General features: G+C 63.4%; 27 protein-coding genes. 13 read left to right on the top strand and 14 right to left on the bottom strand.

What is annotated here, in order from left to right:
• Positions 1–29: 29 nt before the first annotated feature.
• On the top strand, positions 30–1,703 hold the full coding sequence (locus ATY02_RS04555) for a ShlB/FhaC/HecB family hemolysin secretion/activation protein (RefSeq protein ID WP_068577119.1): 1,674 nt from the start codon (positions 30–32) through the stop codon (positions 1,701–1,703).
• Positions 1,704–1,826: 123 nt separating this feature from the next.
• Here ATY02_RS04555 and ATY02_RS04550 read toward each other — a convergent pair whose 3' ends face one another.
• From ATY02_RS04550 to ATY02_RS04540, 3 genes are read right to left on the bottom strand one after another with little or no spacing between them, the layout of a single operon-like run.
• Entirely contained in the window at positions 1,827–2,240 is a 414-nt protein-coding gene (locus ATY02_RS04550; protein WP_068577121.1) for a response regulator, read from the bottom strand.
• Between the two features lie 57 nt (positions 2,241–2,297).
• The gene (locus ATY02_RS04545) at positions 2,298–2,504 is read right to left on the bottom strand and encodes a Flp family type IVb pilin (RefSeq protein WP_068577196.1); all 207 of its coding nucleotides are present in this window, start codon (positions 2,502–2,504) and stop codon (positions 2,298–2,300) included.
• A 55-nt stretch (positions 2,505–2,559) separates the two neighbouring features.
• Complete coding sequence (locus tag ATY02_RS04540; RefSeq protein ID WP_068577124.1) at positions 2,560–2,766, bottom strand: Flp family type IVb pilin; 207 nt, start codon at positions 2,764–2,766, stop codon at positions 2,560–2,562.
• Between the two features lie 328 nt (positions 2,767–3,094).
• Here ATY02_RS04540 and cpaB point away from each other — a divergent pair, with 328 nt between their 5' ends.
• Genes cpaB through ATY02_RS04500 form a run of 8 tightly spaced genes read left to right on the top strand, consistent with a single transcriptional unit; the run spans position 3,095 to position 10,562 of the window.
• Positions 3,095–4,033, top strand: a complete 939-nt coding sequence (cpaB, locus tag ATY02_RS04535) for a Flp pilus assembly protein CpaB (RefSeq protein ID WP_068577125.1) — start codon at positions 3,095–3,097, stop codon at positions 4,031–4,033.
• A gap of 19 nt (positions 4,034–4,052) precedes the next feature.
• Entirely contained in the window at positions 4,053–5,306 is a 1,254-nt protein-coding gene (locus tag ATY02_RS04530) for a type II and III secretion system protein family protein (RefSeq protein WP_068577127.1), read from the top strand.
• Positions 5,303–6,490, top strand: coding sequence for an AAA family ATPase (locus ATY02_RS04525; RefSeq protein ID WP_068577129.1), 1,188 nt, complete (start codon positions 5,303–5,305; stop codon positions 6,488–6,490). The genes ATY02_RS04530 and ATY02_RS04525 overlap by 4 nt, the downstream gene beginning before the upstream one ends.
• Positions 6,487–7,761: a CpaF family protein gene (locus tag ATY02_RS04520; RefSeq protein WP_068577132.1), complete on the top strand. Its 1,275-nt coding sequence runs from the start codon at positions 6,487–6,489 to the stop codon at positions 7,759–7,761. The genes ATY02_RS04525 and ATY02_RS04520 overlap by 4 nt, the downstream gene beginning before the upstream one ends.
• Positions 7,762–7,777: 16 nt before the next feature.
• Positions 7,778–8,659 (top strand): type II secretion system F family protein, encoded by an 882-nt coding sequence (locus tag ATY02_RS04515; RefSeq protein WP_068577135.1) that lies wholly within the window; start codon positions 7,778–7,780, stop codon positions 8,657–8,659.
• Between the two features lies 1 nt (position 8,660).
• Complete coding sequence (locus ATY02_RS04510; RefSeq protein WP_068577136.1) at positions 8,661–9,545, top strand: type II secretion system F family protein; 885 nt, start codon at positions 8,661–8,663, stop codon at positions 9,543–9,545.
• Between the two features lie 10 nt (positions 9,546–9,555).
• Complete coding sequence (locus ATY02_RS04505; protein WP_068577138.1) at positions 9,556–10,290, top strand: hypothetical protein; 735 nt, start codon at positions 9,556–9,558, stop codon at positions 10,288–10,290.
• Positions 10,290–10,562 (top strand): DUF3613 domain-containing protein, encoded by a 273-nt coding sequence (locus tag ATY02_RS04500; protein WP_068577139.1) that lies wholly within the window; start codon positions 10,290–10,292, stop codon positions 10,560–10,562. The genes ATY02_RS04505 and ATY02_RS04500 overlap by 1 nt, the downstream gene beginning before the upstream one ends.
• A 44-nt stretch (positions 10,563–10,606) precedes the next feature.
• Here the strand turns inward: ATY02_RS04500 and ATY02_RS04495 are convergent, their stop codons facing one another.
• The gene (locus ATY02_RS04495; RefSeq protein WP_068577140.1) at positions 10,607–11,398 is read right to left on the bottom strand and encodes a response regulator transcription factor; all 792 of its coding nucleotides are present in this window, start codon (positions 11,396–11,398) and stop codon (positions 10,607–10,609) included.
• 125 nt (positions 11,399–11,523) lie between these two features.
• Positions 11,524–11,994: a prepilin peptidase gene (locus ATY02_RS04490; RefSeq protein ID WP_068577142.1), complete on the bottom strand. Its 471-nt coding sequence runs from the start codon at positions 11,992–11,994 to the stop codon at positions 11,524–11,526.
• Between the two features lie 74 nt (positions 11,995–12,068).
• Here ATY02_RS04490 and ATY02_RS04485 point away from each other — a divergent pair, with 74 nt between their 5' ends.
• Together ATY02_RS04485 and ATY02_RS04480 are read left to right on the top strand one after the other, a co-directional pair.
• A complete protein-coding gene (locus ATY02_RS04485) occupies positions 12,069–12,506 on the top strand; it encodes a TadE/TadG family type IV pilus assembly protein (protein ID WP_068577145.1) in 438 nt (145 codons plus the stop codon).
• Positions 12,503–15,271 (top strand): PAS domain-containing sensor histidine kinase, encoded by a 2,769-nt coding sequence (locus ATY02_RS04480; RefSeq protein WP_068577146.1) that lies wholly within the window; start codon positions 12,503–12,505, stop codon positions 15,269–15,271. The genes ATY02_RS04485 and ATY02_RS04480 overlap by 4 nt, the downstream gene beginning before the upstream one ends.
• Here the strand turns inward: ATY02_RS04480 and ATY02_RS04475 are convergent.
• The 5 genes from ATY02_RS04475 to ATY02_RS04455 all read right to left on the bottom strand — a co-directional run bounded on the left by ATY02_RS04475 (position 15,256) and on the right by ATY02_RS04455 (position 19,678).
• On the bottom strand, positions 15,256–17,250 hold the full coding sequence (locus tag ATY02_RS04475) for a pilus assembly protein TadG-related protein (RefSeq protein ID WP_068577147.1): 1,995 nt from the start codon (positions 17,248–17,250) through the stop codon (positions 15,256–15,258). The two genes, ATY02_RS04480 and ATY02_RS04475, sit on opposite strands and share 16 nt — an antisense overlap.
• A 168-nt stretch (positions 17,251–17,418) precedes the next feature.
• On the bottom strand, positions 17,419–17,976 hold the full coding sequence (locus ATY02_RS04470; RefSeq protein ID WP_068577149.1) for a DUF4136 domain-containing protein: 558 nt from the start codon (positions 17,974–17,976) through the stop codon (positions 17,419–17,421).
• Positions 17,977–17,997: 21 nt separating this feature from the next.
• Positions 17,998–18,615, bottom strand: a complete 618-nt coding sequence (locus ATY02_RS04465) for a DUF4136 domain-containing protein (RefSeq protein WP_068577151.1) — start codon at positions 18,613–18,615, stop codon at positions 17,998–18,000.
• An 11-nt stretch (positions 18,616–18,626) separates the two neighbouring features.
• Positions 18,627–19,376 (bottom strand): methyltransferase, encoded by a 750-nt coding sequence (locus ATY02_RS04460; protein ID WP_068577153.1) that lies wholly within the window; start codon positions 19,374–19,376, stop codon positions 18,627–18,629.
• The gene (locus ATY02_RS04455) at positions 19,373–19,678 is read right to left on the bottom strand and encodes a MazG-like family protein (RefSeq protein WP_068577155.1); all 306 of its coding nucleotides are present in this window, start codon (positions 19,676–19,678) and stop codon (positions 19,373–19,375) included. Before ATY02_RS04455 ends, ATY02_RS04460 begins: the two co-directional genes overlap by 4 nt.
• A 189-nt stretch (positions 19,679–19,867) precedes the next feature.
• On the opposite strand from ATY02_RS04455, the gene ATY02_RS04450 reads away from it, so the two are divergent.
• Both ATY02_RS04450 and ATY02_RS04445 read left to right on the top strand, forming a co-directional pair.
• The gene (locus ATY02_RS04450; RefSeq protein WP_068577157.1) at positions 19,868–20,161 is read left to right on the top strand and encodes a hypothetical protein; all 294 of its coding nucleotides are present in this window, start codon (positions 19,868–19,870) and stop codon (positions 20,159–20,161) included.
• An 85-nt stretch (positions 20,162–20,246) separates the two neighbouring features.
• Positions 20,247–21,593: an MATE family efflux transporter gene (locus ATY02_RS04445; RefSeq protein ID WP_068577159.1), complete on the top strand. Its 1,347-nt coding sequence runs from the start codon at positions 20,247–20,249 to the stop codon at positions 21,591–21,593.
• A 94-nt stretch (positions 21,594–21,687) separates the two neighbouring features.
• Here the strand turns inward: ATY02_RS04445 and speA are convergent, their stop codons facing one another.
• The 4 genes from speA to ATY02_RS04425 all read right to left on the bottom strand — a co-directional run bounded on the left by speA (position 21,688) and on the right by ATY02_RS04425 (position 25,999).
• Positions 21,688–23,601 carry an arginine decarboxylase gene (speA, locus tag ATY02_RS04440; protein WP_068577161.1) on the bottom strand — a complete coding sequence of 638 codons (1,914 nt, stop codon included), beginning with the start codon at positions 23,599–23,601 and terminating at the stop codon, positions 21,688–21,690.
• Positions 23,602–23,823: 222 nt separating this feature from the next.
• A complete protein-coding gene (locus ATY02_RS04435) occupies positions 23,824–24,195 on the bottom strand; it encodes a translation initiation factor Sui1 (RefSeq protein ID WP_015634001.1) in 372 nt (123 codons plus the stop codon).
• A gap of 196 nt (positions 24,196–24,391) precedes the next feature.
• The gene (locus ATY02_RS04430; RefSeq protein WP_068577162.1) at positions 24,392–24,928 is read right to left on the bottom strand and encodes an NUDIX hydrolase; all 537 of its coding nucleotides are present in this window, start codon (positions 24,926–24,928) and stop codon (positions 24,392–24,394) included.
• A gap of 3 nt (positions 24,929–24,931) precedes the next feature.
• Positions 24,932–25,999 (bottom strand): DUF2333 family protein, encoded by a 1,068-nt coding sequence (locus ATY02_RS04425; protein ID WP_068577163.1) that lies wholly within the window; start codon positions 25,997–25,999, stop codon positions 24,932–24,934.
• Positions 26,000–26,209 lie beyond the last annotated feature (210 nt).

The following is a 26,209-nucleotide window of genomic DNA, read 5'->3' as shown; positions in this document are numbered from 1 at the left end:
ACCACCGCAGTTCGACCATGGAGTGTCCTATGCGTACGTTGGCCAGCTTGTTGTTACTCGGGTGCTGTTCAAGCGCCTATGCCGACTCTCTTCCCCGCTTTCTCAACAGCAACGACAGCATCCGTAACCTGCCCACGCCCAACCTGCCAGTGGATGCCTATCGCCCGGCAACCCCGAAACTGCAGCTCCCCGAACAGCCTGCCCCCCAGGGACAACAACCGCTGACCATGGGCACCAAGGTCACCGTACGACAGGTGCAGATCGAGGGCGGCACCATCTACCCACTGGAACAGCTGGCGACGATCTACCAGCCTCTGATCGGCCATGAAACCACTCTCGCCCAATTGATCGAGGCCACTCGCAGCATCACCCGGCGCTACCAGGACGACGGTTACCTGCTCTCCTATGCCTTCATGCCACAGCAGAGCTTCGACAAAGGCGTGCTGCGGGTGGTGCTGGTGGAAGGCTATGTCAAGGACTACCAGCTACAGGGCGACATCGGTCCGGTGTCGGCCTACCTGGACAAGCTGGTGGCCAAGCTCAAGGCCGAGCGCCCGTTGACCCGCAAGACCTTCGAGCGCTACACCACCCTGATGAGCCGCGTGCCCGGGGTGACGCTGCAAGCCGTGGTGCCACCACCGGGCACCACCGACGGCGCCACCCGGCTGGTGGCGACCGCCAGCCGCAAGCCCTTCACCACCACACTCAACAGTACCCAGGACAATCGCAATGGCCTGCAGGCCCTAGTGGGGGCCTCCAGCAACTCGCAGACCTCCCTGGGCGAACAACTCACCCTCAGCGGCCTGTTTCCCCCGGGCAAGGACAAGGAGCACTACTACCGCCTGGACTACAGCCAGTTGCTGGGCTCGGAGGGCACGCAACTGAGCCTTTACGGTGCACGTTATCGCAGTGAGCCCCACAGCAACGTGCAGCTGGACAATGGCCTGGAACTCGAACCCCATCGCGAGAACGATCGCTTCTCCATCGGTGTCAGCCACCCCTTCATCGCGTCGCCCAATGAAATGCTCACCCTCGGCACACGCCTGTATGCAGTGAACGACAAGACTCGCTACAAGGTGGTCAACAGCCCGCAGAGCGTGGACGTGAAGACCGACATCCGCGCCCTGGCCCTGGAAGGCGACTGGAGCAAGTCCGACCAGCGCCAGCTGAGGATTCTCAGTGCCGGCCTGTACCGTGGCCTCGATAGCATGGGCGCCAAGACCAACAACGACCTCTATGACCTGGACTTCTTCCGCGTGCGCCTGGCCGGGGTCCAGAGCAATCGCTTTCTCGACAACTGGCAAGGCGTGCTGTCCGGGGCCCTGTACTGGAGCCGGGACAACCTGCCTGACAGTGAGCGGGCCAGCTTTGGTGGACAGAACTTCGCACGCGGCTATCCCGATGACCAGACCACCGGCGACAAGGGCTGGGGCGTGGCCTATGAAGTGAACTACAGCTTCAACCGAGAGGGTCCCTGGGTCAGGGTCGTACAACCTTATGTGGTCCTGGACCGGGCCAAGACCTGGTTCAACGAGCTACCGGTCAAGGGCAGCAGCCTGTCATCGGCGGCCTTCGGCCTGCGCTTTGGCGATACCAAGCACTACAACATCGCCCTGGAGGCCGCCAAGGCCCTGTCCGACGAAGCCCTGGACACCTACAACCGCAAGCCGCGCTATAGCCTGAGCTTCAGCTATCAACTCTGAACAGTTGCGTGACTGTGACCCGCTTCGGCGGGTCTTTTTTTACCTGCGAGGAACATCTGCAACATGGACTGCTGCTACCGGAAAACAGCAGGCCGCCAGGCGGGAGCTGTACCGGCAAGCGGGTCAGGGACCGACGACTTGTAGCCGCGGCTCGGGGAATAGATTGTTGAGGGTTTCCAGCAAGCGCACGTGGTAGATCGGCTTGCGAAACAGGTCCAGCACCTGCAGGCGCAGCAAGTCGCTGACATCGTCCATGTCGGCATGCCCCGACATGACGATGACCGGCAGGTGCTGGCGCGAAGTGTGTTCACGCAGGCGCTTGATCAACGACATGCCGCTCTCCTCCGGCATGCGCAGGTCAGTGATGACCAGCGCGATGTCCGGGTGGCGGGTGAGATGATTCAAGGCCAGCTTCACCGATGTCGCGGTGAAGCAGCAGAAACCCTCGCCTTCCAGCAACTCGGCGAGCTCCATCAGCGCATCTTCTTCGTCGTCCACAAGAAGCAGTTGCTGGCGTAGGGTGGGAGGAGTGTTCATGAAACTTACCTTGAACGGGCTATTTGGCGGCCTTCGCTGCAGGTGCAATCGCAGGCCTCAAGGTACAGGTCGTGTGACCGTAGCACCTCCCATGGCCACGAGAATATTGTTGAAGATCGCCATGACCCGGTCGCCCATCGGGGTAACGAACAGCACCGCGACCACCGCGACCATGGCCACCACGATCGCATATTCGATAGCCGAGGCACCCTCGGTACGGGCCAGCAACAGTCGAGCACGAAGTAAAAGATACTCAAGCAGCATCATGCACCTCCGCCAGGGGTTGCAACACTAGACAGCCATGCAGTTGACCGCCGGTTCACGGAACAGGGCGGGTGACAGCAGCGCCTCCAAGGGCGATCAGGATGTTGTTGAAGATGGCAAGTACCCTGTTACCCAACGGCGTCACGAACGCCACCACCATCACGGCGACCATGGCGACCACGATCGCGTACTCGATGGCCGAGGCACCTTCGGTGCGGTCAAAAAACAGGCGCGCCCTGAGCCACAAATATTGAAGGATCATCCTAGCTCTCCTTTGCGCCAGACGGCGCCGACGGAATGGCACCGGGATAGAACTCCCAATGCCATTTGAGCATTGTCAACAAACCACCACCCAGCAACTGTAAGAACTGATTAATCACTAAGTATTAATTGGAAGAAGACGCCAAAAGTACAACCACAATTGAGAGCCTCCTACTTTTGTTCGCAATTTTTTGGCCAGTTAATGGCATTTCGTCCTAGCTCTACTACCTTCACATAGCGAAATAGTTGCATGTTCATAGCTGCCTGATTGCGAAGTTAACGCGTTTGGAATCACGGGCCGGTGGCGCAGTAGGAAAGGGAGAGCCTTCATGAACAGTCGCGTCACCATGGCTCTGGCAGGGCTTCTACTGATGGCTGCAGTGTTTTTCGGTTACTGGGGCCTGGTGCTCAGTCGCCAGCCCGAACCCGCCCCCGTGCAAGCACAACCAGTCGCTCCCAATGTCGTCGAATCCACCGTGTCCAGCACCGAAGACCAGACCCGCCAACCGGTCGTGGTACTGGTGCACGACGTACCCCCTTTCGTCCCCCTGGCCGCCACGGATCTGGCGCTGGAAAAACTGCGCACCGCGCCGCCCGGCAGCCTGAGTGCCATCAACCAGGCGGTGGGACGCACCCCATGGCGGCAATTGAGTGCCGGGACCTGGCTCAATGAGCAGAGCTTCGCCACGGGCGGAGCCCTGGCCCGAATGATCCACAGCGACGAACGCGCCCTGGCCGTGGCGGTGGACGAGGTGATCGGCGCGGCAGGGCAGCTGAGCCCGGGCGATTACGTCGATGTGCTGCTGTTCCTGCGCCAGGACAGTGCCAACCCGCAACAATCGGCGCAGATCGCGGTGCCGGCCATGCGGGTGCTGGCCGTGGGCGATCAGCTCGGGCTGACCAACGACGGCCAGCCCGCCTCGCCCGCCCTGAACAACGATGAAAAGCTCAAGCAGGACCAGCGTCGGATCAATGCTCGCACCGTGGTCCTGGCCGTCCCCGAACAGCTCCTGAGCCGAATGATGCTGGCCACCCAGGTCGGCGTCCTGCGCCTGGCGGTACGCAGCAGCGAAGAGCAGCGCCTGGCCCATTACTGGGCCGGTAGCGAAGAGGCGATCGAGCATCTGGATGCTGCCGACAGCAACCTGTTCCAGTTCACCCAACTGGCCCTGGGCAGTGCACCGCGCAGCCCAGGGGCCGCGGGCGCAGGCACGCGGCCGGCGGTGGAAGTGATCCGCGGCAACCAGGTCACCCAACAGACCCCCTGATCGAGCAAGGATGTACTACATGCGCAGTCGCTCCATCCCGACCTTCACCGTACTGCTGACCTTGAGCCTGGGCCCGTTGTTTTGCGGCCAGGTCCTGGCCGCCCCGGCAACAGGGTGCTCGGGCCTGCCACCATTGCCGGCGGTACTGGAAGTCGGCGAAGGCATGCAACAGGAACTGCAGTCTGCGGTGGCGATCACTCGGCTGGCGGTTGGCGATCCGAAGATCGCCGACGTCCAAGCCACCGGCAACAAGGCCTTCCTGCTCACCGGCATGGGAGCGGGGGCTACCAGCCTGATGGTCTGGACCTCCTGCTCCACTACCCCACGCCAGAGCATGGTGTTCGTCCAGGGCCGGGCCAGCACCCAAATGAGCGGTTCCACCCTGCCGGACAGCGACGATCCGCTGATGCCCAGCCAGGTACAGACCGATATCCGCTTCGTCGAAGTCAGCCGCACCAAGCTCAAGGAGGCCAGCGTCTCGATCTTCGGCCGCGGGCACAACTTCCTGTTCGGTTCGCCTGGTACTGCACCAACGAGCGGCGGCACCTCCTCGGGCACTCCCCCCACCTTCGGTGGCGCACGCACCAACATTCCGCTGAACAACAACTCCTTCAACATCGGCATCGGCAATGGCCGGGTACTGGCCCTGATCAACGCCCTGGAGGGCAGTGGTTTCGCCTATACCTTGGCCCGCCCTTCCCTGGTGGCCCTCAGTGGCCAGAGCGCGAGCTTTCTCGCCGGCGGTGAAATCCCCATTCCAGTCCCCAGCACCGGCAGCAACAGCGTGACCATCGAGTACAAGGAGTTCGGCATTCGCCTGACCCTCACGCCAACGATCGTCGACCGCAAGCGCATCTCCCTGAAGGTCGCCCCCGAGGTCAGCGAGCTGGACTACAGCAACGTCGTGAGCATCGCCGGGGCCCAGGTACCGGCCCTGACCATCCGCCGCACCGACACCAGCATCTCCCTGGCCGATGGCGAGAGTTTCGTCATCAGTGGCTTGATCAGCACTCGCAACAGCTCCCAGGTGAACAAATTCCCGGGGCTGGGAGACATACCGGTACTCGGCGCGTTTTTCCGCGACAGCACGATCAATCGCGAAGAGCGCGAGTTGCTGATGGTGGTCACTCCGCACCTGGTCCAGCCACTGGCGGCCGACGCCAAGCTGCCCTCCCTGCCCGGTGAGCGCCTGCGCAACTACGATCCGAACTTCTACCGCATGTTCCTTCTCGAGAACGGCAACTTCGACAAGCGCAGTGGGCTGTCGCAATGAACCAGAACCTGAGCCAGACCTTCCTTGCCATCACCCGCAACAGCACCGACCTGGAGTGGCTGCAAGGCGCCCTTGCCCCCCTGGGCCAGGTGGTGGGGGCCGACGGCAGCCTGGACGAACTGCTGGCCCTGGTGGACGTGACCTTCGCCAACCTGGTGTTCATTGGCCTGGACCGCGAGCATGTGGTGGCCCAGGCCGCGCTGATCGAAGGCGCCCTGGAGGCCAAGCCGATGCTGGCGATCGTTGCCCTCGGCGATGGCATGGACAACCAGCTGGTCCTCAATGCCATGCGCGCCGGCGCCAGGGACTTTGTCGCCTATGGTTCGCGCTCCAGCGAAGTCGCCGGGCTGGTCCGACGCCTGAGCAAGCGCCTGCCAGCGGTCACGCCCAATACCCAGCTAGGCGGGCTGACCGTGCTTTATGGCGTCCAGGGCGACGGCGATGGTGCGCTGCTGGCCGGGCATATGGCGCTGGTGGTGCAAAAGAGCGGGCAGCAGACCCTGCTGCTGGACCTGGGCCTGCCACGGGGCGATAGCCTGGCCCTGCTGGGGCTGGAAAGCTCGTTCCACTTCGGCGACGCCCTGCGCCACCTGCGTCGCCTGGATGCCACCCTGATCGACAGTGCGTTCACCAGCGCCGAGGCCGGCCTGCGCATCCTCGCCTACGCTAACCACGACGAGCCCCTGGAACACACCAGCGCGGCAGAGCTGTACATGCTGCTCAGCGCCCTGCGCCAGCACTTCCAGCACATTGTGGTGAACCTCGTCGGGCAGCCGGACAGCGAAGCCCTGCGCACCTTCGTCAGCCACTGCGACAAGCTGATCTGGTGCACCGACCAGAACGTTCTCGACTGCCGGCGCAACCTGGAGGTGCTCAACCGCTGGCGGGAAAAAGGCATGAAGCTTGAGCACGCACGTCTTCTGGTGGACCGCTACCTGCGTGCCGTGGCCCCGGACTCCGACACCCTGGGCAAGACCTTCGGCCTGGAGGTGATCGCCGTGCTGGCCTACAGCCCAGAGCTGCGCCTGAATGCCAAGAACCAGGGCGTCACCTTGTTCGAACTGGCGCCGCGCGACAGCCTGACGCAAAGCCTGCGAACCCTGGGCGAACGCTTGGCCAAGCGTTCCCAGGGGCTGCCTGCGCCCAAGACGGGCTGGCTCAACCGAATCATGGGGGGCCGATGAGCGGCGAGAAACTCTTTGGTGCCCCAAACCGTTCGGGCACCGGCAACAGCGACCACGAGGGCCTGAAGCTGGTCCTGCATCGCTACATCATCGATGCCATCGAAGAGTCGGGGAAAAACCTGCTGGAAAGCTCGCGGCAGAACCTTTCACAGTTCGTCACCGACAAGGTGGCGGAGTACATCGCGCGCATGCACCTGGCCATTTCCCGCTATGAAATGGAGCGGCTGGCGGAAGAAATCGTCGATGAGCTGACCGGTTTCGGTCCCCTGGAAGTGCTGCTGCGCGACCCGGCGGTGACCGAGATCCTGGTCAACGGCCCGCATCGGGTCTTCGTCGAGCGTGACGGGGTCCTGCACCAGAGCGACCTGCGCTTCATCGATGCGCATCACGTCGAGCGGGTCATGCAACGCATCCTTGCGCCCCTGGGCCGCCGCCTCGATGAATCCTCGCCGATGGTCGATGCCCGCCTGCCCGATGGCAGCCGGGTCAATGCGATCATCCCGCCCATTGCCCTGGACGGCCCCTGCCTGTCGATCCGCAAGTTCCGCAAGGACATGCTCAAGAGCAGCGACCTGATCGCCATGCAGACCATCGACCTGGCGATCTTCGAGTTTCTCCAGGACGCGGTGGGCAAGCGCTGCAACATCCTCATCAGCGGCGGTACCGGCACCGGCAAGACCACCTTGCTGAACATTCTCAGCCAACTGATCAATCCCTATGAACGCCTGGTCACCATCGAGGACGTGGCCGAACTGCAACTGGGCCATCCCCATGTGGTCCGCCTGGAAACCCGCCCGCCGAATGCCGAAGGCCATGGCGAGGTCAAGGCCAGCGACCTGATCCGCAACGCCCTGCGGATGCGCCCGGACCGCATCATCCTCGGCGAGATTCGCGGCGTCGAAGTGCTGGATGTGCTGACCGCGATGAACACCGGCCACGACGGCTCCATGAGCACGGTGCACGCCAACAATGCCCAGGATGCCTTGCTGCGACTGGAGACCCTGGTGGGCCTGACCGGGCGTCATGTGGCCGAGCGCACCTTGCGGCAAATGATCTGCGCGGCCCTGGATGTGGTGATCCAGTTGACCCGCATGCCCGATGGCCGGCGCTGTGTCAGCGAAGTCGTGGAGGTGGTAGGCCTGCGCGACGACATCTATGTCACCAATACCCTGTTCCGCCTGGATCGGCGCAGCGGTTTCGGGTTCCTGCGCGAGGCCATGAACCCGGCGGGAGACAAACTGCGCCGCGAGATCGGCCTGGGCGTCAATTGAACCGGCGAGGTGGCCCATGATCGGTCTGCTGCTTACCTTGATCTGCCTGCTCCTGCTGGGGTTGTCCGGCTGGATGTTCTATCACGGGGTGCGCAAGACCGAGCGTGAGCGGGTGCTCCAGCGGCTTGCCCAGGGACAGCCGGACCCGGCCCCCCAGCGCAGTTCATGGAGCGGCCTGGAACGCGCCTTTGCCCGCGCCGGCCTCGGCCAGCCCGGCGAGCGCCTGGGGCTGTGGCTGGCCGGGTGGGCCATGCTCATGTTGCTGGGCTATTGGCTGGCCCAGTGGTTCGGGTTGCTTGCCGGGATCTTCCTGCCCCCCTTGCTGGTGCGCCTGTACATCAGTTGGCTGTACCAGCGTCGGCTCAAGCGCATGATCGAACAGTTACCCCCCTTGCTCGATCACAGCGTGCGTAGCCTGAAGTCCGGACGCACCTTGGCCGATGCGGTACTGGGAGCCATCGACTCCAGCAACGACCCGCTCAAGGGAGCCATGGGCCGGATACAGCGCAACGTGCAACTGGGGGTCAACCTGCCGGAGGCAGTCAGCGACTTCGCCGAGTTCTACGAGCAGGATGAACTGCGCATGTTCGCCCTGGGGCTGAAGGTCAACCATCGCTACGGCGGCAACGCCAGCGAACTGCTGGAGAACCTCATCAAGCTGATCCGCGAGCGCGAGCAAGGTGCGCGGCAACTGAGCGCCATGACCGGGGAAACCCGCATGACGGCCTGGGTTCTGGGGCTTCTGCCATTGCTCCTGGTGGGTTACTTCATGCTCACCAATCCAAGCTACATGCTTGGCATGTGGCATGACTCCGGTGGACAGAAGATGCTGATCGCCGCCGTGGCCCTGCAGGTCTTCGGCTGCCTGGCCCTTTGGCGCATGCTGAGGAGTATCTGAGATGCTTCTACTGGCAGCGGCACTGCTGTTCCTGGGGGCCCTGCTCCTGCTCGGCAACCTGCTGCTGGAACAACGTCGGCGCGAACGCCAGGTCGCCCAGCGGCTGCAAGGCCACATGACCCGTGACAGCCGCTTGCGCAGCTGGCTACGCCAGCTGGGCGAGAGCCGCTTCGGCCAGCGCACGGTGAGCATGGACAGCGAGACCCAGACCCTCCTCAATCGGCTGGGCTGGCGCCGTGCCAACCAGCGCTCGCTGTTTGCCGCCCTGCAACTGGCCACGCCGCTGGTGGCCGTCTGCCTGGTGCTGTTCGTCCAGGAAGTGGCCTACCCCCAGGCCGGGAACAAATGGCTGCTGCCCATGCTCGCCGCCGGCGCCGGTTACCTGCTGCCCAAACGCGCCCTGGCCTATGCGGCCCAGCGGCGGCAAAAACAGATCGCCCTGGAGATCTCCACTTTCATTCCGCTGCTGCGCATTCTGTTCGAGTCGGGCATGGCCGTGGAACAAGCCCTGCGGGTGCTGGGCAGCGAAGCCCAGAAGCTTTTGCCGGAGCTGACCCATGAACTGCGCCTGATCCTGGCCCGGGTCGACTCGGGCCTGGAGCTGGGCCAGGAGTTGAACCAGACCGCGACCCTGCTGGCGGTGGATGAGTTCACCGATACCTGTGTGATTCTCCAGCAACTGATCCTGCAGGGTGGCGGCGCGATGAAGTCCTTGCAGGCACTCAAGCAGTTGCTGGACGACCGGCGCCTGACACGCCTGCAGGAATACATCTCGAAAATGTCGGCCAAAATGTCGGTGGTGATGATGTTGTTTCTCTTCCCCGCCTTGTTGATCGTCCTGGCCGGACCGGGCTTCACCGCCATTGTCCGGGCCTTTGCTTCCTAGAGGGAACCTGATGAAAGCACTGATAGTCGTCGCCGGCCTGTTGCTGCTCGGCGGATGCGCCAGCAACGGCCAGGCGCCGTGGGCCACCCTGACCAGCTCCACCAGTTGCGCCAAGCTCAGTTCCGAGCAGGAACTGGCGGTGAACCTGGCCGATGAAATGGTCAACGACGGCAAGCTGCATGCAGGCCTGGCCAACCTGCAAAACCTGCCGGAGAACCTCGCCGAAGTCAGGGTACGCAAGGCACGGGTCTACCGTTTGCTGGGCCGTAGTGAAGCCGAGCCGTTGTATCGCAGCCTGCTCAATTCATGCCTGGCCGCCGAAGGCGAACACGGCTTGGGCCAGCTGGCGGCCGCCCGGGGCGACAACGGCCTGGCCCAGGCCCATCTGCAACGGGCCTCGAAGCTGGCGCCCACCGACGAGAAGATCCGCAACGACCTGGGCGTGGTCTACCTCAATCAACTGCGTCTTGAGGACGCACGTTTCGAGTTCCTCACCGCCATCGAGCTCAAGCAATCCTACCCCCTGGCCGCCATGAACCTGGTGACCCTGCTGCTCTATCAGGACAACTGGAAACAAGCTTCCGAAGTGGTCAGCCAGGCTGGCCTCACACCACAGCAATTCGCCCAGGCCCAGGCACGCGCCGAAGAACTCAAGGTGCCGTCGAAGACAACGGCCAAGGGTACCCAGGTCGCTAGCGGGTCCCCCCCTCTACAGGCTGCCGCCACCTCCACCCAGGAGCACTGATGATGAAACTGTCCATGCTCTGCTGCCCCCTCCTGCTGGCGCTGCCATTGCTGGCGCAAGCCATCGATGCCGGCCCGGCCTCGCCCCAGCAGCAGGAAACCGAAGGCTGGCTGTTGCTGCAAAGCCGCAACCTGGCGGCCTCGCCGCAACCACAAACGGCAACGCCCACCGAGCGGGAGCTGGCATTGCAGCGCTGGCTGAAGAAGTATCGGTACGAGATTCCGGATTTCTACGACCCGGATGCCGGAGGCAAGGTGGAGGTCAAGAAGTAGGCCTGGCGCACGGGCGGCGACACGTCGGTCACCGCCTCTTGCGATCAGTGCGCCGTCACCCGCTGGCGTAAACCCGAACTGCTGGGCGACAAGGCCAGGGCCAATTGCGTGCGGTTGTGCATATGGGTCAGGCGCAGTACCTGGGACACATAGAGCTTGACGGTGTTCTCGGTAATCCCCAGCTCGCAGGCGATCTGATAGTTGGTCTGGCCCTTGCCCACCAGACGGGCCACATCCAACTGCCGGGGCGAGAGCTGGTTGAAGATCGCCGGGATCTCGATAGCGTCGGTATCGATGCCCTGCTCGCCCGAGGAATCCTGGGGCTGGCTGGCCTCAGGCGAGCGGCGAACCTTGTCCAGGTCCTGGTAGAGGTCGTCGATGGACTCCGAGAGAAATTGCAGCTTCTGGTTCAGTTGCCCCAGTTGCAGGTTCTTCTGCCGCTCCTGCAGGGCCACTTCCTGGCGCTGCAGGCCTTCAAGCAGCTCATCCAGGTCGATGGGCTTCTGGTAGTAGTCGGCGATGCCTGCACGCAGGGCCTTGATCACATCCTGCTTGTCGGACTGGCCGGTGAGCATGATGGCTTCGAATACCCGCTGCTTGCCTGCGAGCCGCTGCATCTCCTGCACCAGCTGGATGCCGTCCAGGCCAGGCATGTGCAGGTCGCAAAGCACCAGGGAGATATCCGGGTCCTTGTTGAAGCTATCCAGCGCCTGGCGACTGGACTCACAAGGCACGCAGCGATAACCGCTGCTTTCCAGGAACTCGCAGAGCTCCTCGACGATCAGCGGTTGATCGTCGACCACGAGCACTTTCATCGGTGAGGTGAGCTTGTTCACGTGTTACTCCGTGCGGGCCCGGCGCCGACCGGCCACTCCTTGTGATGTCTCGCATAATCCAGGCCGTTGAGCTAAAACCTAGACCTACTTTCCGACTATGTACATAGCATTAATCGGCCTGGCGACTAATGGAGCACGATGACAGTTAAGACCATTCCGGCCAGGACAAAAGGGGCAAATGGATATTTTTTTGACGAGTTCAAAGCACCCTCTGGCGCAGGCGGGCCAAGCTCCTGTTTCCGTGGTGCCTTGAGCCAGGAAACCAGCAGCCACCACAACGCCGTGAACAATCCCGCGCCAATGAACGCCCCCAGCAGATGCGGGATATCGGAGGCCAGGCCCAGGGCCGCCATCAGCTTCACATCCGCGGCCCCCATCTTGCCCATGGCGTAACCGGGCAGGGTCAGCAGCAGGGCCAGCACGAATGCCCAGCCGGCTTCGGAAACTGAGCCCCCCAGCCAGCTACTGCCCGTCCATGACAGGTACAGCGCCGCCAGCAATGCGGCCCCCAGGGTCAGGGGATTGGCGATATGCCGCTGGTGCAGGTCCTGCAGCGCACAAATTGCCAACCAGAACCACAAAACCAAGAAATGCATCAGCCAGAACAGTCCCTTTCAGCGGAATGATCCTATGCTCAATGGACATAGTGGTTGTCAGGGTAGACGCACTCATGAAACTGGGCCTCCCTAGAAAGCAGAAAGGCGCCGTAGCGATCGAGTTCGCGGTGGTCTTCGTGATCTTTTTCGCGGTGTTCTACGGCCTGGTCAGCTACAGCGTGCCGCTCTTGATGATGCAATCCTTCCACCAGGCCACCGCCGAGGCTCTGCGCCAGGCCCTGAAGGTCGACCCCAACACGCCCAACTATGGCACCACGGTACAGAACATCGCCAACAGCGTGGTGCAAGCCCAGACCGGGTGGATTCCGGCGCCTTTCAACTTCACCAGCACCGACTACTCCTCGGTCTACAACAGCGGCGTGCTGACGGTGACGGTGAACTACTCCACCAGCAAGCTGACCCGGGTAGTGCCCCAGCTGGTCTTGCCGGTGATCGGCCCGGTGCCCAACCTGCCCGACAACCTCAGCGTCCAGTCGAGCCTGCAATTTTGAACCCTGGCGACAAGCTTTTCGGGCGTTTCCTCGCGCGCCCGTCACAATCGAGCGAAGGACGCCCGCCAGTCGAGGCGCTCCAGGGCATCGGCTTGCTGCTGGTGCTGGATGAGCAGGGACGGATCCTCGCCAGCAGTGGGCAACTGCGCCATGCCCTGGCCCAGTTGCCGCCCAGCGCCGAACCTTGCGACCTGGTCGACTACGTAGTGCCCGGTAGCACCCAGGCCCTGGAAGGCCGCCCTGCAGACTGGAGCGGGCAAGTACTGGACCTGCAACTGCGTGGCCTGGCCGGCAAGACCCTGTACTTGCGCGGTGGAGTCCAGCGACAGGGCGAGCAATGGCTCCTGCATCTGCTGGACATCGGTGACCTGGTCCAGCAGCGCCAGCAAACCCTCAACCGCGAGCAATGCCAGGTGCTGGCAGCCCAGGTCAGCGAACAATTGCGCCTGTGCACCATGTCGCGCCTGCAAGAGGTACTGCACGATGCACTGGGCGACCTCGCACGTTGCTGGCGCATACCCTGCGTCGGCCTGGCCTTGCTGGACGAACAGGAGCAGGGCTGGATGATCCAGTGCTGCTATCACGCCCATGACGCGCCCCGGCTCTGGCACGACGGCCAGACCCTGGGCAGTGGCCTGGACAGCCTGGGCGGCAACACCGTACTGCGCCTGAACCAGATCCATGGGCTCAACGAACACCCACGCTTGCAAGGGATCTTCGCCCACCGCGAGGGGCTCCTGGTGCCCTACCGCGACGATCATGGCGTCGCCGCCTGGTTGCTGTGTGGCGACTACCCGGTGCAGCAGCATGCCCCTGGCCTGCTCGAGCGCGACTGGCTGATGCTGGCCGCAGCCTTGGCCGGCCCCTTGCTGGGGCGCTTGCGCGAGTACCGCAATCACTTGCAGATGGAGCGCCTGGATGCCTTGCAGGGACTGCTGGGCGCGGGTTGGTGGGAACTACTGGCGGACACCGCCGAGGTCCAGTTGGCCAGTCAATTGGCCGCCAGCCTGGACCTGCCCGAAGGGCATACCCGCCTGGGTGTCGAGGCCTGGCTGGAGCTGATGCATCCAGCCGATCGCGCTGAACTCGCCAGCCGCTTGCAGGAGCTGAAACTGGGCAAGCCGCTGCTGCTCTGCGTGCGCCTGCACCAGAGCGAGCCAGGCGTCGCCACCCGCTGGTACCGCTTGCAGGGCCAGGCTCTGGGCCGCGGGGCGCAACAGCGGTTGGTGGGCTTCATGCTGGACATCAGCGATATCAAGAACCAGCAACAACAGGCCGCGGCAGCCCACGCCCGGCTGGACAACCTGATCGCCAGCTCGCCTGCAGTGATCTACGTCCAGCGTTATGTCGAAGGGGCGCTGTTGCCCAGCTTCTTCAGCGCCAGTCTGCAACCACTGCTAGGCTGGACCCTGGAGGACTGCAACGACGGCCAGTGGGTGCAATGGATCCATCCCGATGACCGCGACCTGTACTTCCAACGCTGCCGACAGTTGCTGCGCGAAGGCAGCGTCCATAGCCGCTACCGCCTGCAGGACCGCCAAGGCAATTTCCATTGGGTGCTGGACGAGGCCAGGCTGCTGCGCAACGACCTGGGCTTGCCAGTGGAGGCCGTCGGCCTGTGGCTGGATGTCACCGAGGCGACCCTGGCCGCCGAGCAGGTACGCCAGAGCGAGGAGCGTTATCGGATTCTGGTGGAGGACTCGCCAGCGATGATCTGCCGCTACCGCCCGGACCTGACCCTGACCTTTGGCAACCGACCGCTGGCGGCCTACCTGGAATGTGCTGCCCAGGACCTGCCCGGCAGCAACCTCGGGCAGTGGTTGTCGGCCGAGCAGCGCGAAGGCTTCGAGCGCCGGCTCAAACTGCTGAGCCCGGAGTTCCCGGTGAGTACCGCTGAAATCAGCCTGCAATTGCCCGGGCGTGAACATGCCTGGTGGGTGTGGTCCGATCGCGGAGTGTTCGACGAGCAAGGGCAACTGCTGGAGATCCAGGCCGTAGGCCGCGACAACACCGAAGTCCGGCGCTCCCAGCAACAGCTCACGCAAAGCGCGAAGATGGCGACCCTCGGGGAAATGGCCACCGGGCTGGCCCACGAGATCAACCAGCCGCTGAACGTGATGCGCATGGCCATCGTCAACGTCCTCAAGCGCCTGGGTAACGGCGATATCCAGATCGACTACCTGACCGACAAGCTCAACCGCATCGATGCCCAGGTCCAGCGGGCAGCGAGGGTGGTGGATCACATGCGGGTATTCGGCCGGCGTTCGGAAGTCGAGCAGAGACCCTTCAATCCGGCCCAGGCCATCGAGGGCACCCTGTCGCTGATGGCCGAAGGCATGCGCGGCAAGGGCCTGGACCTGCGGATCAGCGAACTGGGCTTCGAGGTCCAGGTCATGGGTTTCGTCGACCAGCTGGAACAGGTCCTGATCAACCTGCTGGTGAATGCCCGGGACGCCCTGCTGGAAAAACGCGAGGCCCAGAATGACTTCAAGCCCTGGATCGCCATCCATGGCCAGCGCGACGAGCAACGGATACGCCTGTGGGTCGAGGACAACGGGGGCGGTATCGACCCACGGTTGCTGGAGCGGATCTTCGAACCCTTCTTCACCACCAAACCCGTGGGCGTGGGCACCGGGCTCGGGCTGTCGGTGAGCTACGGCATCATCGAGAACATGGGGGGCCACCTCAGTGTCAGCAACGGCCAGGAAGGCGCGCGCTTCTGCATCGAGCTACCGATAGTCCCGGCGGATCAGATCACCAGGTAGGCCTTGCCGGTGTCGCCACAGGTCATGTTGGCACCGACCTCGACATCCATGAGGTTGATGCCAAGGGCCGATAGCAGGTTGTTCAGCAGCGGGTCCAGCAACGGACTCAACAACCCGGTAATCACTGGCATGAGTAGATTGCTCACGCCGCTGATGGCCGAGGCCAGGCCAGTGACGATGCTGCCCAACGGAGTGTTGTTGACCGGCTTGTAGACCACCAGGTTGATACCCGCCAAGGTACCCGCGAGGCTGTTGACAATATTGCTGGTGGGAGCAGCGGTCTGGTAGCTGGGGGGCTGCTTTAGGTTGGGCGGTATCGGATAGGGGACCGTCGTGCTGGTATACACCAGATCCTGGGAACTTTGCCCGACACTGGAATCGACCATGATGGCGATGCCGCCACCGGCATAATGCACCACTGGATCGCAACGGCCCGGCAGGACCAGGAACTGGTAGCAGGTACGAATCCCCAGGTCCACCAGCGGCAAGGGAGTCACTGTGGGCTCGGCGGACGATGAGAAGGCATTGGTCGGATCGATCTGCCCCACCTTCAAATCGGCAATGGAACTGACGGTGTGGACAGTCAGGCTTTTGCTTCCACTGTTGCTCACCGGACAGCTGTAGTCAGTGACGTAGGCGACTGCGCCACCGGCATCCAGGCTCAGATCGATCTCCGAGGACGGCGCCAGATTGGGGTACAGCTGCTCGCAGCCAGCGCCCAGCAGGCATAACGCCGAGCCCAGGGTCTGCACCAGGTTCAAGCTCAATAGGCTGTTCAATACCGGCGTCAGCGGCGCCACCAGGTTGCCCACAGCCGAACTCAGCCCCGACACCAGCGGCAGCGACAGGTTGATCTGCACCAGGGTTCGGATCTGCGCAGTGCGCACGTAGATCCGATTGGCTCCCAGGGGGCTCGCCTTGGCCAGTGCCGGGTTGCCGATAGCGGACAACTGCGGTGGTTCGATGACCTTGGTTTTCACGGTGATGTTGGCCAGGCCCAGGACATTGATCGGCACCGTCGCCGCCACCGCGCTATTGCTGTTGGACAGCTGGATCATCGCCTGCAGCAACTGGAACAACTGCACACTGGCATCCAGGGCGGTAGTGGGCAGTCCGGTTTGCAATTGCAGGATGTCCCCCAGCTTCAGCGGTACCGCATTCAGAGCGGCGATCTGCAGGTTGCCCAGGGCCGTGAGTATGTCGGCCGTGGCGCCATTGGCCTGGACCACGGTGATGGCCGCCTGGATCAGCTGAGTCAGGGTCGTGGTGGTATTGAGCAACTGGGTGTAGTTGCCCGCCGCCACATTGAGGTTGATCGCCAACTGGTTCAGATAGCTGAGCAAGTTGATGTTGGTATTGAGCAAGCCGTTCCAGCCTGCCGCACTGAGGGTCAGGCTGCCTCCCAGCAGGCCTCCCACCAATGGGTTGAGAATGCTCGACTGCGCGGTACTGACCGTCCCCAGGGTGCTCTGGATGCTCAGTTGTGCCACGGTCGGCAAGGGCGCCGCGGCGACCGCCGTAGCGCTCAACGGGGTGGTGAGGTTGGTCGGCCCCGGGGAAAACAGCGCGACAATACCCGCCGCCACGCTGATGGGCACGGTATTGCTGACCACCACTCGCACAGCGGCCGATTGCGTAGGGTCGACATTGAAACTGCGCAGGTTGTTGGCGCCGGTCGTCAGGAACCCGCAGCTGGCGGCCAGGGTACTGCCCGGCGCCACGCTGAAGCCGTTGCGCGCCGCACTCTGCCCGGCATAGGCAGCGGCCGTCAGGCCCGCCTGGCAAGTGCCGCCACGGCTGACGGCTTCCAGGGCCGCGGTGTCGGCAACCCGCTGCAACCGGCGCTGCTCCAGGTACAACCGACCGCTATCCACCACCAGCAACATCAACAGCAACGCCAGGCCCAGGGTGACCGCTGCCATCAGGCCAATGGCCCCGCGCTGGCGAGCCGGACCGGAAAACCGCTTGAGGGGAGACATCGAGGCACTCCTTTACCGGCGCGCAGGCCGAGCGCTATCTCCATCGATGCCAGCAGTGTAGTCAAGAGCCTGCCGCGACGCTGGCAGGGTGCCAGCTTGGCTGACTGACGGCGATTCGCCCAGCCGCCCGGACCCGGCGGCTGGGCGAATCGAGCGCCCTTGCAGGAACTAGCGTGGCGGATAGTTCTGCAGGATATGCGTCACCGTGGCACGCACAGCAGCACTGCGATCGGCGGGCTTGGGCGAACTGCTGAGCAGTTGCTCGTCGCTGCCGCGCCACACCAGCTTGCCGTCCTTGCCATCGAGCAGGTCGATCTGGATGGTCGCCACCTTGTAGGTGATGTTGCGTGTCTCGTTGTACATCGGACCGCCCCAATAGCCATTCCACGGGCCACCCCAGCCACCACCGTAGTTGGTGGTGACCTGCTGCTGGCGGTCCTCGACGATCAGGTAGGCCTGTACGTTCAGGTCGGCGCGCCCGCCCGCCGGTGCCGGGCGCAGGCCACGCTGGTCCAGCTGCTCGGCTACGGCCTGGCGGATGCGCTGCTCGGTCAGGTCGCTTTCGATCCGCGGATCATTGGGACGGTATTGCAGGGCTGGCTCCTTCCAGCTCCAGCTGCGGTAGGCGCCAAAATCCCTGCTGGCATCGAAGTCGTGATTGACCTGGTCGGTGGCACAGGCACTGAGCAAGGCGATACACACCAGTAATGCAATTCGATGGAACATGGCGTTTCTCCAGGTAAAGGACTAACTGGGAGGATAAGCAGCCAGGGCCTTGTGCACGGCTTCGCGCAGCGCATCGGCGCGCTCGCCCAGGGTGCCTCGGCTGCTGGTCTCGGCGCTGGCGCTCCATACCGGCTGGCCATTGCCGGCATCGAACAGGTTGACCCGTACCACGACGACTTCCACTTCATAAGTGCGCACTATGGGCGCACTGCCATACATGCCATAACCCGGTCCGTAGCGGTTGTAGCGGTTGTAGCCATAACCACCGCCATAGCCGTAGTCCTCCTGAACCTGGCGCAAGCGCTTCTCCAGGTGCAGGTCGGCGCTGACCCACAGGTCGGCGGGCCGGTTGTCATGCAATGGACGCAGGCCGCGCTGGTCCAGGGCATCGCCGACGGCTTCTGCGACCTGCGCCGAGTCGGCCCAGGCCGTGCCCGCGGGCAAGCGACCATTGAGCCAGGCCCAGCTGCGATAGCGTCCATAGTCCCGGGGCGGTGCTGGATAGGCGCTGCGGTCGAAGGTACCGGCCGCCTGGGCTGGCGCCGGTGGCAAGGGCCTGGAACTGGCGACATAGGGGTTGCTGCCCTGGCAGGCGGCGAGCCCCGAACACAAGAGGATCAAACCCAGGCGGCGTTTCATCGAGTACTCCGTCAGACCGGCCGGCACAGCCAATGCAGATAACGCCCAAGCCCGGCGAAACTTGGGTGTCGGCGGTGAGCCAGCTCCATCTCCAGCAGATCCGTGAGCTCGGCACGGGACTGGAACTCCACGGGCATATAGTCGTGGAATACCCGCACCCCGCTTTGGGTTTCGACTCGCCACTTGCCATCAAGTTGCGCCGCCAGCTCGCGAGGATCAAGCGGTTGTTGCGGGGTCAGGCTCTGTTTTTCACCCGCCATGTCATTCTTGCGCAACTTGCGAAAGTGCCCCTTGAGCAAGTTGCGATAGACCAGCGCATCGCGGTTGTAGAAGGCCAGCGACAACCAGCCTCCGGCAGCCGTCAACTGATGCAGTACCGGCAGGATCGCGTGGGGTTCGGCCAACCACTCCAGCACCGCATGGCACAGCACCAGGTCATAGGGTTCGGTCAGTTGTCCCAGCAGCTCCTGCCAGGGCGCCTGGATGAAGGTCGCCTGATGCCCGGCGTCGGCAAACCGCTGGCGGGCCCCATCGAGCATGGGTGCGGCTGGTTCGGCCAACGTCACCTGGTGCCCATGCTGTGCCAGCCACAAGGACATGTGCCCCAGGCCCGCACCAATATCCAGCACCCGCAACGGGCGCTCGGGCAGGGCCTCCTTGAGATCGGCCTGGAGCACCGCGAGACGGATCGCCCCCTTGGCGCCGCCATAGATCTTCTCGGCGAAACGTGTCGCCAACTGGTCGAAGTGCCGGTCGCTCATGAGCAGAACCGCCGTTCGCTGTCCGCCAGCTTGCTGCGCACCACCTGATCCATGTCCAGCCCCAGTTCGCTGCACAGCAACAGCAGGTAAAGGACGATATCGCCCACTTCCTGCCCGGCATGGGCCAGCTTGTCCGCCGGCAGCTGCCGCGACTGGTCCTCGGTCAGCCACTGGAAGATCTCCACCAGTTCGGCCATCTCGACACTGGCCGCCATGGCCAGGTTCTTGGGGCTGTGAAATTGCCGCCAGTCGTTGTGGTCACGAATGGCATGCAAGCGTTGGGTCAGTTGGTCTAGGTTCATCGAGGTCTCCTGAAGGCGTATAGCTTCCGGGGGTTGGCCGTGGGACGCAAGAGCGCTTTCGCCGGCAAGCGGGGTGCTCCAGAATGTGCGGCACCCGACAGCTTCTATGCTGATAGGGAACTCGTCGCCCTCGTTGGCGGCCCAAGGTTGCTCCCGGGTGACCGGCTCATCTTTCATCAGGATATGCACATGCAGGTAGAAAGCTTCTTCGAATGGCTTGGCCAGGCCATCGGCTCGGTCATCCGCTTCATCGTCGACCTGCTCAGCGGGTTGTTCAATACCCTGACCCACGCCGGCGGCAACTTTGTCGACGGCCTGTCCCGCGCGCTGGGCATGGACACCTCGATCATCAGCATCATCACCCTGCTCATCGGCCTGATGTTCCTCTACTCGGCCATCCGCGCCTTCATGCGCGCCTCGATCATCCTCGGGCTCATCTGGTTGGTCATCGGCCTCTGGCTGCTGAGCTGGATCATCCATTGACCCTGCAGGTTATTGCCCCACCCCTTCCGGGCCTCGGCGGCGCCGTATAGCGACGCTACAATGCCGGCTCTCGCAAGGAGCCCGCATGTCCCCCCTGATCACCGATTGGCGTCATCGCCCCACCCATCGTCGCGTCTGGGCCCTGGCCGCGCCGATGATCCTGTCGAACATTTCCGTGCCCCTGGTCGCCCTGGTGGACAGCACGGTGATCGGCCACCTGCCCCACGCCCATCAACTGGGGGCGGTGGCGGTGGGTGCCAGCCTCTATACCTTCCTGGCCTGGGCCATGGGTTTCCTGCGCATGGGGGCCACCGGCTTCGCCGCCCAGGCCGCCGGCCGCGGCGACGGTGCCGCGCTGCGGCAAGTCCTGCTCCAGGGGTTGCTGCTGGCCCTGGGCCTGGCGGTGCTGCTGGGGATCATTGGCGTGCCGCTCAGCGGTGCCGCCCTGCAGCTGATGCAGCCCTCGGCAGACCTGGACCAGATGACCCGGACCTTCTTCCATACCCGCCTGCTGGGCCTGCCTGCCGCCCTGGCCAGCTTCGCCCTGGTGGGCTGGTTCCTCGGTACCCAGAACGCCCGGGCGCCGCTGGCCATCCTGCTCAGCACCAACCTGGTGAACATCGCCCTGAACCTGTGGTTCGTCCTCGGCCTGGATTGGGGCGTCGCGGGATCGGCACGGGCCTCGGTGATCGCCGAGTGGACCGGGGCATTGGTGGGCCTGGCCATGACCCGCCCGGCTCTGCGCGCCTATCCAGGACAGATCGCCTGGGCTGCCCTGCGGCGCTGGCAGAACTGGCGCCCACTGCTGGCGGTGAATCGCGACATCTTCATCCGCAGCCTGGCCCTGCAATCGGTATTTTTCCTGATCACCGTACAAGGCGCCCGCCTGGGCGATGCCACGGTGGCGGCCAACGCCTTGCTGCTCAACGGCCTCTTGCTCACCGCCCATGCCCTGGATGGCCTGGCCCATGCGGTGGAAGCCCTGTGCGGCCACGCCATCGGCGCCCGTGATCATCGGGCCCTGCGCCGTTCCCTGGTGGTCGCCGGAGGCTGGTCGCTACTGGCCAGCCTGGGGTTCACAGCGCTGTTTCTCTTGGCGGGACACCTGTTCATCGAGATGCAGACGGATATCGCCGACGTACGCCAGACGGCCTTCACCTACCTGCCCTACCTTGCCGTACTGCCGTTGATCGCGGTCTGGAGCTACCTGCTGGACGGGCTGTTCATCGGTGCGACCCGAGCGCGGGAGATGCGCAACGGCATGCTGCTCACCGTGCTCCTGCTGTTGCCTTGCGCCTGGGCCCTGCAGGGCCTGGGCAATCATGGCCTGTGGCTGAGCTTTCTGCTGTTCATGCTGTTACGCAGCCTGACTCTGGGCGTCTTCGCTTGGCGTCTGGAACAGACAAACGGCTGGTTCGCCAAGGCTCATTGAGCGCCAGGCGCCAGGCATGAAAAAACGCCGTTTCCCCGGCAAGGGAAACGGCGTTTTTCATTGGCCTGAAGGCATCACCAGGGATGCCCCGGCGTCAGGACGACAGGTAGGACGAGCGGGTCAGGCCCAGGCGCAGGGCGTCCAGGAACTGGGTGCGCTCGGCAGCACTGATCCGGGCGCTGGCCACCTTGTCGCGGTAGTGGGTCATCAGCTCTTCGGGCGACAGGTGCACGTAGCGCAGCATGTCCTCGATGGTGTCGTGGGTCTCGATGCCGGCGTGGTACACGCTGCCATTGGCCCGCTGGTAGATGTTCACCGAGTCGGTATCGCCGAACAGGTTGTGCATGTCGCCGAGGATTTCCTGGTAGGCGCCCACCAGGAAGATACCCAGCAGGTAGTCCTCGCCCTCGTTGACCGAGTGCACCGGCAAGCTGGTCTCGATGCTCTGCTCGTCGACGTACTGCTTGATCTTGCCGTCGGAGTCACAGGTCAGGTCTTGCAGTACCGCGCGACGCAGCGGCTCTTCGTCCAGGCGATGCAGCGGCAGGATCGGCAGCACCTGGCCGATGGCCCAGGTGTCCGGCAGGCTCTGGAACACCGAGAAGTTGCAGATGTACTTGTCGGCGAGCTTGTCGTTGAGTTCGTCCAGCACCTGGCGGTGGGAGCGCTGGCGGGCCTTGAGCGAATTGTGCAGGCGCCGGCACACGGCGAAGTAACACTGCTCGGCCAGGGCTTTCTCGGCCAGGGTCAGCTTGCCGTCGGCGTACTGCGCGGCCACGTCGCTCATGTAGTGGGTGGCGCGCCAATAAGTCTCGGTGACCATCTCGATGTCGGTCGGGCCCAGCAGGTCCACCAGCCACTGTACGGTTTCCGGCAACTCGTCCTTGTTCTCGATGGCCGGCACGTCGTCGTTGTGCTTCTCGACGTCGGTCACCTGCACCACCAGCATGGCGTGATGGGCGGTCAGCGAGCGGCCACTCTCGGAGAAAATGTGCGGATGCGGCAGGCTCTGCGCGTCGCAGAACTCCTTGAGCATGCCCACCACCACGCCGGCGTAGTCGTCCATGTCGTAGTTGATCGAGCTGGCATTACGCGAGTGAGTACCGTCGTAGTCCACGCCCAGGCCGCCGCCGACGTCGATGTGGTCGACCGGCAGGCCGAGGTTGCGCAACTCGCCGTAGTAGCGGATGGCTTCCTTGAAGCCGTGCTGGTAGTCGGCCAGGTTGGCGATCTGCGACCCCATGTGGAAGTGCAGCAGGCGAATGCCCTGGTCCAGCCCGGCATCACGGAAGCGTTCCACCACCGACAGCAACTGCGCTGCCGACAAGCCGAACTTGGATTTCTCGCCACCGGTGTCGGCCCACTTGCTCGAAGCCAGGGACGACAGGCGCACCCGCAGACCGACTTGAGGCTTGACCTTGAGCGACGCCGCTTCTTCGATCACCAGGCCCACTTCGGACTCTTTCTCGATGACGATGAATACGTTGTGGCCCAGCTTCTGGCCCATCAGCGCGAGACGGATGAACTCACGGTCCTTGTAGCCGTTGCAAACGATGGTGCCGCCCTTCGGTGCCAGGGCCAGGACCGCCAGCAACTCGGGCTTGGAGCCGGCTTCCAGGCCGATCGAGACATTCTGGGTGGCGATGATGTTCTCGATCACCGCTTCCTGCTGGTTGACCTTGATCGGGTACAGGGCAGTGTATTTGCTCTGGTATTCCAGGCGCGCGATGTTGGCATCGAAGGCACCGGTCAGCTGGCGCACGCGATCCTGGAGGATATCCGGGAAACGCACCAGCAAAGGCAGGGACAAGCCGCTCTTGCGCAATTCCTGGACCTGTTCGAACAGATCGATCGGCAAACTGCTCGGACCATTCGGGCGAACTTCGACGCGACCGGCGTCATTGATCGCGAAATATCCGGCCCCCCAATGGCGAATCCCATAAACACTGCGGCTGTCCGCAACTGTCCATTGGCTGCCATCGTCTTTACGTGTGCGTCGTACGGACATCGAAGTCCCCTATAAAGAAGTCATAGAGCGCCGCCCCGATCCGGGGCCGGCGCAGTCTAAAGAATGAAAATGACGATTAGCCTGCAGGCGCTATAGACCGCGCATGCAGTGCTGAGTTTAGAAACCGTTCTTGAACAGGCTCTGTGAAAACCATGGAGACGACGCCAGGGTCCTGAATCGATCAGGACAGCATCCAGTCAGAGGTGGTTTTCACAGAGGCTGCTAGCCGCCGGACTTCTTCGCCTTGAAACCGTGCTTGACCAGTTCCGCCAAGAGTAGCTCGACATGGTCGCCCTGGATCTCGATGACGCCGTCCTTCAAGGCGCCACCGGTACCGCAACGTTTCTTCAACGTCGTGGCCAGTTCCTTGAGGGCGTCTTCGGCCAGGGGCACGCCGGTGATGGTGGTCACCGTCTTGCCGCCACGACCTTTGCTTTCGCGACGCACACGGGCGATGCCATCACCGGCCGGAATCACGGTTTGTTTGCAGATACAGGCGGCCACCGGCTGGCTACAGTCCGGGCAATGTCGACCTGCGTCGGTGGAAAACACCAGGCCACCAAGGGCGGCGAAGGATGCGGCTTTTTTGGCCACCGGCAATCCTCTTGGGAGGACAAAGACTGGTCGGGGCACATGACCGTGCACCGACCGCGAAGCCCCACTCAGGCAGGGGCAGCGCTACTGGGCCAGGTCCCTTGCGGGGATAGCGCTGGCTCAGCTTGAAAAGGCGCGCAGTGTAACGGCAAAAAGCCGACTTGCTAAGAGCCAATCGGCGTCAATTTATGCAACTTTAACGACGTCGTGCCAGATAGCGCTGCAAGGCGGCCAGGGAGTCCGGGCAATAGGGCTTCTCGTGGATTTCCCGTAGCACCTGGTCCAGGGGAATGAAGCGCGCTTCCAGCACCTCTTCCGGCTGCAGGCGCAGCGGTCCGTCCCATACGGCGGAGAAGGCCGAGCACCACAGGCGGTTGTCCGTGTCCTCGAAGAAGAAGTGGTCGTGGGCGGCCAGCTCGACCCCACTCACCCCCAGCTCCTCTTCCAGCTCACGGGCCGCCGACTCGGCGTAGCTCTCAGTGGCCAGGACCATGCCGCCAGCCGCGACATCCCAATATCCTGGATAGATGGCCTTGCTCAAGGTGCGCCGGTGCACGCACAACTCACCAGCGGAATTGAACAGCATGATGTAGGTACCACGACCGATCAGGCCACGCTCGCGCAGCTCCGAGCGGGCCATGGCGCCCAGCAGTTGGTCCTCGCCATCGACCCAGGCGATCTGTTCGGCATCGGAGGCGGCGCGGTGCGCCGCCTCATTGGTGGTTGCGACCATGGATCAGCCCTGGTTGAGCAGTTGGCGCAAGTCGATGACCGCTGCGTTGGCTCGGGAAATATAGTTGGCCATGACCAGCGAGTGGTTGGCCAGGATACCGAAGCCGTTACCGTTGAGGATCATCGGGCTCCAGACGGTCTCCTGGGACGCCTCCAGCTCGCGAATGATCTGGCGCACGCTGACCGTGGCGTTCTTCTTCGCCAGCACGTCGGCGAAGTCCACCTCGATCGCCCGCAGCAGGTGCGACAACGCCCAGGCCTGGCCACGTGCCTCGTAGAACACGTTGTCGATCTGCATCCATGGGGTTTCTTCGATTTCCTCGCCCACCTGCGGAACCTGGCCCGGAGCCGGGACTTCGGTCTTCAGCGCGGTATTGAGCTTGACCCGCCCGACGCTGGCCGACAGCCGCTGGGACAGCGAGCCCAGGCGCGTACCCACGTCACCCAGCCAATTGTTCAGGTTGTCGGCACGGGCATAGAACTGCGCGGTCTTCTGGTTGGGGTCCGACAACCGGGCCTGGTAGCGGCTCAGGGAGTTGATGCCTTCCAGGTATTCCGACTCGCTGGAGGGCAGGATCCAGCTCTTGTTGTCGAAGTTGAAACGCGGTTCGGCCTTGGCCAGGTCAGCGTCCTCGGCGGACTGCGACTGGGACCGGGCGAAATCCTTGCGCAAGGCGCGGGTCAGGTCGCGAACCTGGACCAGGACCCCGTATTCCCAGCTGGGCATGTTGTCCAGCCAGATGCCCGGCGGAAAACGGTCGTTGGAGATATAGCCGCCCGGCTTGTCGAGCAGGGTGCTGACCACGGTCTTGAGGGTTTCCACGGTGGTGTAGCCCACCACCATCTGCCGGCCGTCCTTCTCGGCGGCGAGCTGGGCGTTCTGCTGGACGGGGAACAGCGCGGGCTCCTGGCTCCAATACCAGCCCAGGGCCCCGGTGACCAGCAGGTACAGGCCCAGCAAGGTAGCCAGGGCACGACTGAACAGCAGGCTACCGAAATAACTGCGCGTCGCCGACTTGGGTTGGGCTGCACGTTCCGGCGCGCTGTCTGCGCGGTTCTTCCAATCCAGCATGGCTATATCCTTTCAATCACTTGGGTTCATCGGTTCGACCACAACCCTACTCCATCGTGCCTTGCCCTGGCGGGAGAAATCTCCCGGCAAATGCGCGCCGCGCAATGATTGCGAATCAGGCGGCCACTATAAATGAAGCACACTCCAGAGCCTATGCGAGCAGTCGGTGCAAAACCCGATCACGTCGCTTTGCACATTATTGACGTACGA

Source organism: Pseudomonas sp. BIOMIG1BAC, assembly GCF_001705995.2.
Classification (GTDB): Bacteria; Pseudomonadota; Gammaproteobacteria; order Pseudomonadales; family Pseudomonadaceae; genus Aquipseudomonas; species Aquipseudomonas sessilinigenes.
This window is presented reverse-complemented; position numbering and strand designations above follow the sequence as displayed.

Excerpts from the sequence above, each read along its gene's own strand:
- ATY02_RS04530 (WP_068577127.1), top strand. The coding sequence starts at position 4,053 with ATGCGCAGTCGCTCCATCCCGACCTTCACCGTACTGCTGACCTTGAGC.
- ATY02_RS04475 (WP_068577147.1), bottom strand. The coding sequence starts at position 17,250 with ATGTCTCCCCTCAAGCGGTTTTCCGGTCCGGCTCGCCAGCGCGGGGCC.
- ATY02_RS04515 (WP_068577135.1), top strand. The coding sequence starts at position 7,778 with ATGATCGGTCTGCTGCTTACCTTGATCTGCCTGCTCCTGCTGGGGTTG.
- ATY02_RS04470 (WP_068577149.1), bottom strand. The coding sequence starts at position 17,976 with ATGTTCCATCGAATTGCATTACTGGTGTGTATCGCCTTGCTCAGTGCC.
- ATY02_RS04445 (WP_068577159.1), top strand. The coding sequence starts at position 20,247 with ATGTCCCCCCTGATCACCGATTGGCGTCATCGCCCCACCCATCGTCGC.
- ATY02_RS04485 (WP_068577145.1), top strand. The coding sequence starts at position 12,069 with ATGAAACTGGGCCTCCCTAGAAAGCAGAAAGGCGCCGTAGCGATCGAG.
- ATY02_RS04500 (WP_068577139.1), top strand. The coding sequence starts at position 10,290 with ATGATGAAACTGTCCATGCTCTGCTGCCCCCTCCTGCTGGCGCTGCCA.
- ATY02_RS04510 (WP_068577136.1), top strand. The coding sequence starts at position 8,661 with ATGCTTCTACTGGCAGCGGCACTGCTGTTCCTGGGGGCCCTGCTCCTG.
- ATY02_RS04555 (WP_068577119.1), top strand. The coding sequence starts at position 30 with ATGCGTACGTTGGCCAGCTTGTTGTTACTCGGGTGCTGTTCAAGCGCC.
- ATY02_RS04505 (WP_068577138.1), top strand. The coding sequence starts at position 9,556 with ATGAAAGCACTGATAGTCGTCGCCGGCCTGTTGCTGCTCGGCGGATGC.
- ATY02_RS04455 (WP_068577155.1), bottom strand. The coding sequence starts at position 19,678 with ATGAACCTAGACCAACTGACCCAACGCTTGCATGCCATTCGTGACCAC.
- ATY02_RS04545 (WP_068577196.1), bottom strand. The coding sequence starts at position 2,504 with ATGCTGCTTGAGTATCTTTTACTTCGTGCTCGACTGTTGCTGGCCCGT.
- speA (WP_068577161.1), bottom strand. The coding sequence starts at position 23,601 with ATGTCCGTACGACGCACACGTAAAGACGATGGCAGCCAATGGACAGTT.
- ATY02_RS04490 (WP_068577142.1), bottom strand. The coding sequence starts at position 11,994 with ATGCATTTCTTGGTTTTGTGGTTCTGGTTGGCAATTTGTGCGCTGCAG.
- ATY02_RS04430 (WP_068577162.1), bottom strand. The coding sequence starts at position 24,928 with ATGGTCGCAACCACCAATGAGGCGGCGCACCGCGCCGCCTCCGATGCC.
- ATY02_RS04525 (WP_068577129.1), top strand. The coding sequence starts at position 5,303 with ATGAACCAGAACCTGAGCCAGACCTTCCTTGCCATCACCCGCAACAGC.
- ATY02_RS04450 (WP_068577157.1), top strand. The coding sequence starts at position 19,868 with ATGCAGGTAGAAAGCTTCTTCGAATGGCTTGGCCAGGCCATCGGCTCG.
- ATY02_RS04550 (WP_068577121.1), bottom strand. The coding sequence starts at position 2,240 with ATGAACACTCCTCCCACCCTACGCCAGCAACTGCTTCTTGTGGACGAC.
- ATY02_RS04460 (WP_068577153.1), bottom strand. The coding sequence starts at position 19,376 with ATGAGCGACCGGCACTTCGACCAGTTGGCGACACGTTTCGCCGAGAAG.
- cpaB (WP_068577125.1), top strand. The coding sequence starts at position 3,095 with ATGAACAGTCGCGTCACCATGGCTCTGGCAGGGCTTCTACTGATGGCT.
- ATY02_RS04540 (WP_068577124.1), bottom strand. The coding sequence starts at position 2,766 with ATGATCCTTCAATATTTGTGGCTCAGGGCGCGCCTGTTTTTTGACCGC.
- ATY02_RS04425 (WP_068577163.1), bottom strand. The coding sequence starts at position 25,999 with ATGCTGGATTGGAAGAACCGCGCAGACAGCGCGCCGGAACGTGCAGCC.
- ATY02_RS04465 (WP_068577151.1), bottom strand. The coding sequence starts at position 18,615 with ATGAAACGCCGCCTGGGTTTGATCCTCTTGTGTTCGGGGCTCGCCGCC.
- ATY02_RS04520 (WP_068577132.1), top strand. The coding sequence starts at position 6,487 with ATGAGCGGCGAGAAACTCTTTGGTGCCCCAAACCGTTCGGGCACCGGC.